The sequence below is a fragment of the Brevundimonas sp. genome, from assembly GCF_032107865.1.
Taxonomy (GTDB): domain Bacteria; phylum Pseudomonadota; class Alphaproteobacteria; order Caulobacterales; family Caulobacteraceae; genus Brevundimonas.
The window spans coordinates 1-7,137 of the sequence record NZ_DAMCNG010000143.1 but is presented as its reverse complement, the minus strand read 5'-3'; the positions used below and the strand labels follow the sequence as shown (position 1 = coordinate 7,137).

Annotated in this window: 6 protein-coding genes; 1 reads left to right on the top strand and 5 read right to left on the bottom strand. The window is 68.2% G+C overall.

All coding sequences use genetic code 11. The features are described from left to right. Positions 1–772 precede the first annotated feature (772 nt). The 4 genes from RT567_RS11695 to RT567_RS11680 form a co-directional block, all read right to left on the bottom strand. A complete protein-coding gene (locus tag RT567_RS11695; RefSeq protein WP_313576519.1) occupies positions 773–1,231 on the bottom strand; it encodes a hypothetical protein in 459 nt (152 codons plus the stop codon). Further along, positions 1,225–2,484: a ParB/RepB/Spo0J family partition protein gene (locus RT567_RS11690; protein WP_313576518.1), complete on the bottom strand. Its 1,260-nt coding sequence runs from the start codon at positions 2,482–2,484 to the stop codon at positions 1,225–1,227. Before RT567_RS11690 ends, RT567_RS11695 begins: the two co-directional genes overlap by 7 nt. 92 nt (positions 2,485–2,576) lie before the next feature. Next, positions 2,577–3,005, bottom strand: a complete 429-nt coding sequence (locus RT567_RS11685) for a DUF2958 domain-containing protein (protein ID WP_003165161.1) — start codon at positions 3,003–3,005, stop codon at positions 2,577–2,579. Beyond that, positions 3,002–4,000: an ArdC family protein gene (locus tag RT567_RS11680; RefSeq protein ID WP_003165162.1), complete on the bottom strand. Its 999-nt coding sequence runs from the start codon at positions 3,998–4,000 to the stop codon at positions 3,002–3,004. The genes RT567_RS11685 and RT567_RS11680 overlap by 4 nt, the downstream gene beginning before the upstream one ends. A gap of 519 nt (positions 4,001–4,519) precedes the next feature. On the opposite strand from RT567_RS11680, the gene RT567_RS11675 reads away from it, so the two are divergent. Beyond that, entirely contained in the window at positions 4,520–6,316 is a 1,797-nt protein-coding gene (locus tag RT567_RS11675) for a reverse transcriptase family protein (RefSeq protein ID WP_003165163.1), read from the top strand. A 178-nt stretch (positions 6,317–6,494) separates the two neighbouring features. Here the strand turns inward: RT567_RS11675 and RT567_RS11670 are convergent, their stop codons facing one another. Further along, positions 6,495–6,872, bottom strand: coding sequence for a DUF2200 domain-containing protein (locus RT567_RS11670; protein WP_003169290.1), 378 nt, complete (start codon positions 6,870–6,872; stop codon positions 6,495–6,497). Between the last annotated feature and the right edge of the window lie 265 nt (positions 6,873–7,137).

The following is a 7,137-nucleotide window of genomic DNA, read 5'->3' as shown; positions in this document are numbered from 1 at the left end:
GACATAGGCGGCGACAACATCGGCCGTCAGGTCGATGAGGCTGGCGGTCGGCGCAGCGTCGTCGGTCATGAACATTCCCCTTCCCAGCATTCGGAAGCGCGGACGCTAGACGAATGACGCGAGGTATCAACTGAAATACCGACGTCGCGGGGTGCATCCCGCCATGATGAGGGAACCCTCCCCCGCGCCCGAACGCTTAGCCGTTGCAGTTCCGCGCTCGGAAATGCGTGCGGCCCGGCGCGCCAGCTCGCCCCCCCTTGCGGCGCACCGGGCCGCTTCCCCATGGACCTTGCGATGATTTTCTCTAGGCTCGACGCGCCGCTGTTCCGGTACCGCGGCCGGCGGCTCGGAGCGTCCCCGCAGGACCCGCACTCCGAGCCGCCACCGGCCCGAGCGAACGCCTCGCGGCGCGCTACACTCCTTTGCAGTCTTCGGGCGCATTCTGACCTAGGGTCATGGCGAGCGGGGAAGCATCGACGTGACGGAAAGCTCGGATTTTGAATCCATCGCAGCGATGTGGCTGGAGCGGTTCGGGACGCCCATGCCGGTCGCAGGCGAGATCGAACTGGCCTGGCGCATCCTAAAAGAGAGCGGCGTCGATCTGCCTGCTCCAGCGCCGCCGCCTCCTCCTCCGACGAGCGATGGAGACGAACCACCTTCGGAGGATTGACCAAAAGAATGCGCCGCCCGGCGCCCCCTGCAGGGGCGCCGGGCGGCGCGCGATTTTTCGGGCCGATGAAACGGGCGGCGGAGGCCGCCGCCCGTCCCGTTGCTATTCCGCCGCGATGGCGTAGGGCGCAGGTTCGAGCGCATGCGGCGGCGGCAGCCGCCGCATGACGGTCTTGACCGCCCCCCACCGATCGACCGGAGCGTAAATCCGGTCGGTGTAGCGAGCGGGAGGAAAGGCCATCCACTTGGGCGTCCAGCCGTCCACCTTGGCGCGTCCGCCCGACCCGGCGAGGAAATCGCGCAGGATGGTCTTCTGCGTCTTCACCTTCTCCGCGACATTGGCGTCCGCGATCCGCTTGCCGCCGACATCGCGCAGCAGGGCGTTGGCGACGGCGCGGTCGCGCAGCAGGCCGAAGAAGGCGTCGTCGGGGGTCCACCACTCGGCCATATCGACCTTGAGGTAGGCCCCGACCGCCTCGACCAACGGGCCGCCGACCGCCAGCGTCTCGCCCATGATGACGGCGGCGACGGCGAACACCTCGTCGTCGGAGAGCTTCACCATCCGCGCGAAGAGTTCGACGACCGGCGTCTCGCGCGCCTGCGCGCGGGCGACGCTTTCGTCCTCGGCGTCGAAGCCGAGCAGGGCGAGGACGGCCCGGCGCTTGGCGTCGAAGACGGTTTCGGCGCTCGCGGTCTCGACGCTGTCGGCCATGGCCTCGTTGCGGACGCGGCGGTCGGCTGTCCGCACGGTCCACAGCGCACGGCGGCGTGGCGGTGCAGGTCGATATAGTCCTGCATGACGCCGGTCGTCTCGGGCTTGCCTGCGCCCGGGGGCAGGCCTTGCGCCTGCGCCTCGGCCTTGGCGGCGGCGGCGCGGGCGCGCCGGGCCTCCTTGCCCGAAAGATAGCCCTCATGGACGGTCACGTCGCCGCGCCCGCTGACCGAAATGACCACCTTGCCGCCCTTGTCCTTGGGCGTCTTCTCATGGTCGTAGCTGTAGAAATGCTCGCCCGTATCCATGATCTCGACGGCGGACCAGCCGTCTTCAAGGTAGCGGTCGCGCAGCGCCGCCACCGCCTCGTTCTGCATCGTCCAAAAGGTGTCGGCGTCCTCGAAATAGCCGTCTTCCCCGAACAGGTCCGCCTTGATCCGGCCCGGATAGGCGTCGAGGTCGAAGATCGCGACCTTGGTCGGGATCGACTGGCCGCCGAACAGCCACGCCTTGAGGGACTGGCCGGTGGGCGCATATTGCTCGGGGTCGTCGTAGAGAGCGAGCCAGTCCTTCTGCTGGCTGCGGCTGGCGAGCGTCAGGTGACGAATGGTGGCCGCGTCGATCTTGTCGGCGGCGTAGAGGGCGCGGATGCCCGGCAGGAGATTGCCGAGCGCGAGGATGCGCCGGACGTAGAGCAGGGTCAGGCCGAAGGTCTGGCCGATCTGTTCGGGGGTGCGTCCCTTTCGGATCAGTCCGGCGAAGGTCTCCCACTGGTTCACCTCGCCGGGGTCGAGGCGGGCGATGTTCTCGATCAGCGAGGCTTCGAGCGCGGCGGCGTCGTCGCCGGGCTCCATGATGGCGCACGGCAGGGGTTCGACCTCCCCGCCTTCCTCGAGGACGGTGCGCGCCGCGAAATAGCGGCGACGGCCCGCGACGATCTCGAAAGTCTCGCCTTCGCCGGAGGGTCGGACGAGAAGCGGCACGAGGACGCCGCGCGCGCGCACGGTGGGCAGGATGTCCGACACGTCGGGCGGGGCCTTGCCGTTGCGCATGTTCAGCTTGGACACGCTGAGCTTGCCAAGGTCGATGTTTGCGAGTTGCATGACAGTCTCTCCTTCGGGAGTGACCGGCCCCGTCCGCTTGATCTCCTCCAGAGTGACGGGCGGGGCCGGGATACGCGGGAAGAGCCGCGCGCTCATCCTTGGCCGGGGTCGGCGCTCGGATCGGGGAACGCGCCGAGCGGGCTGGCCCGGCGCAGAAGGGCTTCGGCGCGGATGATCGACCCGGCGCGGCGCGCCCAGGCGGACCAGACCGACAGCCGGAAATGGGTCGAAAAATGCAGGTCGCGCTCGATGGCGAGCCCGAACGGCAGGCGGACGCTCTCGATCTCGGCAAGGTTGAACGATCCGAGTTCGGGGGTTCCGAAGCCGAGGTCGGCCAACCCGAACAGGGTGTCGCCGTCTTCATCCAGTTCGGTCGCGAGCCATGTCGCCGCGCCGACCGGACTGAAGAATTTGACGACGGGCACAGGGTCGGGCTCGACCGCGCCGGATTGGAGCGCGTGACGATGGGCGGCGGCGTTGGCGAGGAGCGCGGCGCGAAGCTCGGGGGTCAGGAGGATCATGCCGCCGCCCTCCCCATCTCACAGGCGACGCTCGCGGCGGCCTCGTCCGCCTCTGGCGCATAGGCCAAGAGATAGTCGGCGGCCTTGGACGCTTGCCCTGCGGCGCGGAAGATGGCGCGATTGTCGGAGCGCAGGACGGTCAGCCAACTGGCCAGATAGTCGGCGTGCCGCACGGTCGGGGCGACGCCGAGCGCGGCGCACAGGAAGGCGGAGCCGAGTTCGGCGGCCAGTTCCTCGCGGGCGTAGGCCGGGGTTCCGAAGCCGCCCGACTGGTCGCGACGGAGCCGGGTCGGGTGGCCGGTCCAGTGGATCAGTTCGTGCAGCGTCGTGCGGTAGTAGTTGATCTGGTCGAAGAAGGCGGGCTGCGGCGGGATGCGGATATAGTCCTCGCCGGGGTGGTAGTAGGCGCGTTCGCCGCCGATGCGGACATCGGCCCCGGTGGCGGCGATCAGGGCTTCGGCGCGCGGGACGATCTCGCGTTCGGGAAGCGGCGCAGGTTCGGGGACGAGCCGGTCCAGCCCTTCGCACTGGTCGAGGTTGAAGACGGTGAAGCGCTTGAGGAAGGGCACGACGCGGGCGTCCTCGCCGGTTTCGCGGGCGCGCTCCTTCTCGGCCTCGGGGGTGAAGCGGTCGGCGTAGACGACGGTCGTCCCGCGCTCGCCCTTGCGGACGCTCCCGCCCGCCGCGAGGGCCTGACGGAAGGTCAGCCAGTTCTGCGAGGCGTAGCCTTCGGAAAAGCCCGCGCCCCACAGGAGCAGGACGTTGACGCCCGAATAGCGGCGGCCGGTGGCGGCGTTTCTCGGCAGGCCGGGACGTCCCGCCCCGGCGCGGCCCCACGGCCGGACCCATGGAAAGGTCCCGGCTTCGAGTTCCGCGATGATCTTGGCCGTCACCTCGTCATAGAGGTTGGCGCGCGGTTCGGCGGCGGGCGAAGCCCGCCCCTTCCCTTTCCCTTTCCCTTTCGGGCGGCGCTGCGGCTGGCTGTCCTTACGCATGGCGATCCTCCTTCCCCGCCCCAAACCCCACAGCCTCTCCCGGAAGCGGGGGGTGGACGGCGAAGGCGTCCTGCCGGACGCGCCCTGCAAGGCGGGCGTCACCCACGGGGCCGAAGCGAAGCGGAGGAGCGGCCAACGGCCGCTTGGCGCGCGCCGGGGCGCGTCCAGAAGGGCGCGTCGGCCACCCCCCGCTTCAGGGAGAGGCCCAAACAAAGCCGCCGCGCGAACGCGCGGCGACCGTCAATGGGGGGCGTTGCGGGGGGCGAAGCCCCCTGCTCGAAGGGGTAGCGGGAGACCGCGGGCGGGCTCCCGCTCAGGGGAAGGCCTTCCCCTTACGATGACTTGCCTTGCAAAGAGCAGGCAGGCCCGGTCATGTGCTCGCCTTGAACTTCAGGGGTATGGGCCTATAAACGGCCGTGGGGGCGGCATGGCTATAAGGTTCAAGGCGCGAGTCGCGTCTGCTGTATTCAGCACCACTTGCTTCGTATCGCGTGCCGCCCCTCTCGGCGCGCGCCGTCCATGACGTTTCCCGCCGATTTTCGACGCGTCACGACCCGCGAAGCGCTGATCACGGCGATCGGAACCGACGAGGCGACATTCGAGGCCATCCTCGCCTTCGATCCTCCCAGGACCCGTGAAGAGCAGATCGAAGCCCTCCAGCGAGCCGCCGACGCCGCTTCAATCGAGGACATTCCGGTCTTCCTTCGCCACGACATTCCAAAGCGGAATCGCAGGCGCGGCCATCGAACGGTGTGGGAGCCGCTGCTGGGCAAGCCCGGATATCGGACGCTGGCGCGCCGGCTCGAGACCTTCTTCCGCATCGCCCTGCCCGGCTATCCGCACGACGCCGTCTACGGCTATCGCCCCGGCCGCAACATCCGGGAGAACGCTTCGGCTCACGCGGGGCGCTCGGCGCTGCTGAACGCCGACCTGGAGAATTTCTTCCCCTCGATCACGACGGATCGCGTCGCCGCCCTGTTCACCAAGCTGGGTTTAGTTCCCGACGTGGCCGAGCTGCTCGCGCGATTCGTCACGATCGGCGGCGGCCTGCCGCTGGGCCTGCCCACCAGCCCGGTGATCTCGAACGCCGTGGCGCTTCCTCTCGATCTCGCCTGCGCGGCCTTGGCGAGCGGAGCGAACGCGACCTACACGCGGTACGCCGACGATCTCACCTTCTCGGGGGATGACCAGCTCCCCGCCATCGATGCGCTGCGGTCGGTTGTCGAGGCGCAAGGCTTCGTGCTGGCGGAGGACAAGACGCGCCGGTCCAAGATCGGCCAGGCGCACTATGTGACCGGGCTGAGCATCAGCGACCCGGCGCAGCCTCACGTTCCGCGCGAACGAAAGCGCCGGCTGCGGCAGGAACTCTACTACGCCGGGAAATTCGGCATCGCCGACCACTTCCGGCATCGCGGCGTCAACGACGCGCGCGTCATCCAGCAGGAGGTCAACCGCGTCGACGGCCTGGTCCGGTTCGTCGCCCACCACGAGCCCGCGATGGCGCCCCGCCTGAGGACGCAGTGGCGCAAGGCGTTGCAGGATGAAGGCATGAAGCCGAGCTTCGCGCCGCGCGGTCAGCACCGGGCGCCCTTCTTCATCTTCGTGGACGAGGCGGAATTCGACCGCGGCGGACAAAAGGTCCTGGCGATCGGCATGGCGGTGAGCCAGCACGGCCCCCGAATGGCGATCGAGGCCGGCCAGGTTCTCGAAGCCGCGCTGGCGGACATGTATCTGGACGGAGACCCGGCGGCCCTGCGCAAGCGCGGCCTGCATTTCGTCGACGCCACCGAGGACCTTCGCATCGCCTATGTCAGGCGGCTCGAGGGGATGCGGTTCGAGGGCTATGTCGCCTTCGCCGACTGTGACGACCCCAGTCGTTACGAGGAGACCTATCTGCGACTGCTCGGCGCAATCATCGAGCGACGCCTGAAAGCCGCGGAAAGTCAGCTCGCGTCCTTTTACATCGAGCAGAACGAGAAGGTCTCGGCGCACAGGGTCAAAGGGCTGATCCAGGACGCCTTCGACCGTCTCAAGGCGCGCGACGACCGTCGCCCGGTGGACTTCGCCGTCCAGTTCGTCTCGAAGCCGCATCTGGGGATCAGCGCGCCGGATTTTCTGCTCGCCGTTCTCGGTCGATATCTCAAGTCGAAAGCGGCGAAACCGGGCAAGCCGGAGCCGCGCGACCGGCTGATGTTCGAGCGCTTGCGCGACAAATATCGGCTGATCCTCGACGTCACGACGTGGACCGAGTACTCGCGGCGACGTCCTATCCTTCCCTGGTCCGACCAGACCCCGCCGAGCGATGACGGCGCGTAAGCCGCGCGGTCCGTCACGCGCGGCCGAAGCTGGAACATGAACTGAGCGCACTGGTAAGGTGGATCGAGCCCGTGCTGCTGAACATGTCGCGCATAAGGCCCAGCGCACGTCTCTCAATTCGCCTATCTACAGCCGAGCGCTCGATTATCGGCGTGGTCGTCGCCTTAAGAGCGAAGCTTCAGAGCGCAGCCTCGGTCCGCAGGATCTTCTCCATCGCCTTGCCCTTGGCCAGCTCGTCGATCAGCTTGTCGAGGTATCGGATCTCTCGCATCAGCGGCTCGTCGATCGTCTCGACGCGGACGCCGCAGACGGCGCCGGTGATCCGGGAGCGGGCGGGATTGAGCGCAGGCGCCTTGGCGAAAAAGGTCTCGAAATCGGTTTGTGCGGCCAGCTCAGCCTCGAGTTCGACCTCGCTGAAACCGGTCAGCCAGCGAATGATCTGGTCGACCTGCGCCTTCGTCTTACCCTTCTTCTCCGCCTTGGCGACATAGTGCGGATACACGCTGGCGAAGCTCGTGGAGTAGATTCGGTGCTGCGTCACGGTCCTCTTCCTCATTATCGAGCCGTTCTTCGCCGCTCGCCTGTCGAACTACGACCCTGGCCTGATCCAGCATGGCCGCCGCCTCCGGTCATCCTCCTCCTATCAGGCTGTTTCGACAACAGCAGCCTGGGGTTTCTGCGGCGTCAGGCCTGGCGCGCGCCCGCGTTCGTCGCCCCTCTCGAACGGCGCGAAGCGGTGACCTTTCGCCCACGCATCGCCCCGGACTGTCCCACGGCGGCGACGTCGGCCGACGCTGCGAAGGCGCAGCGGCCGCGGCGTG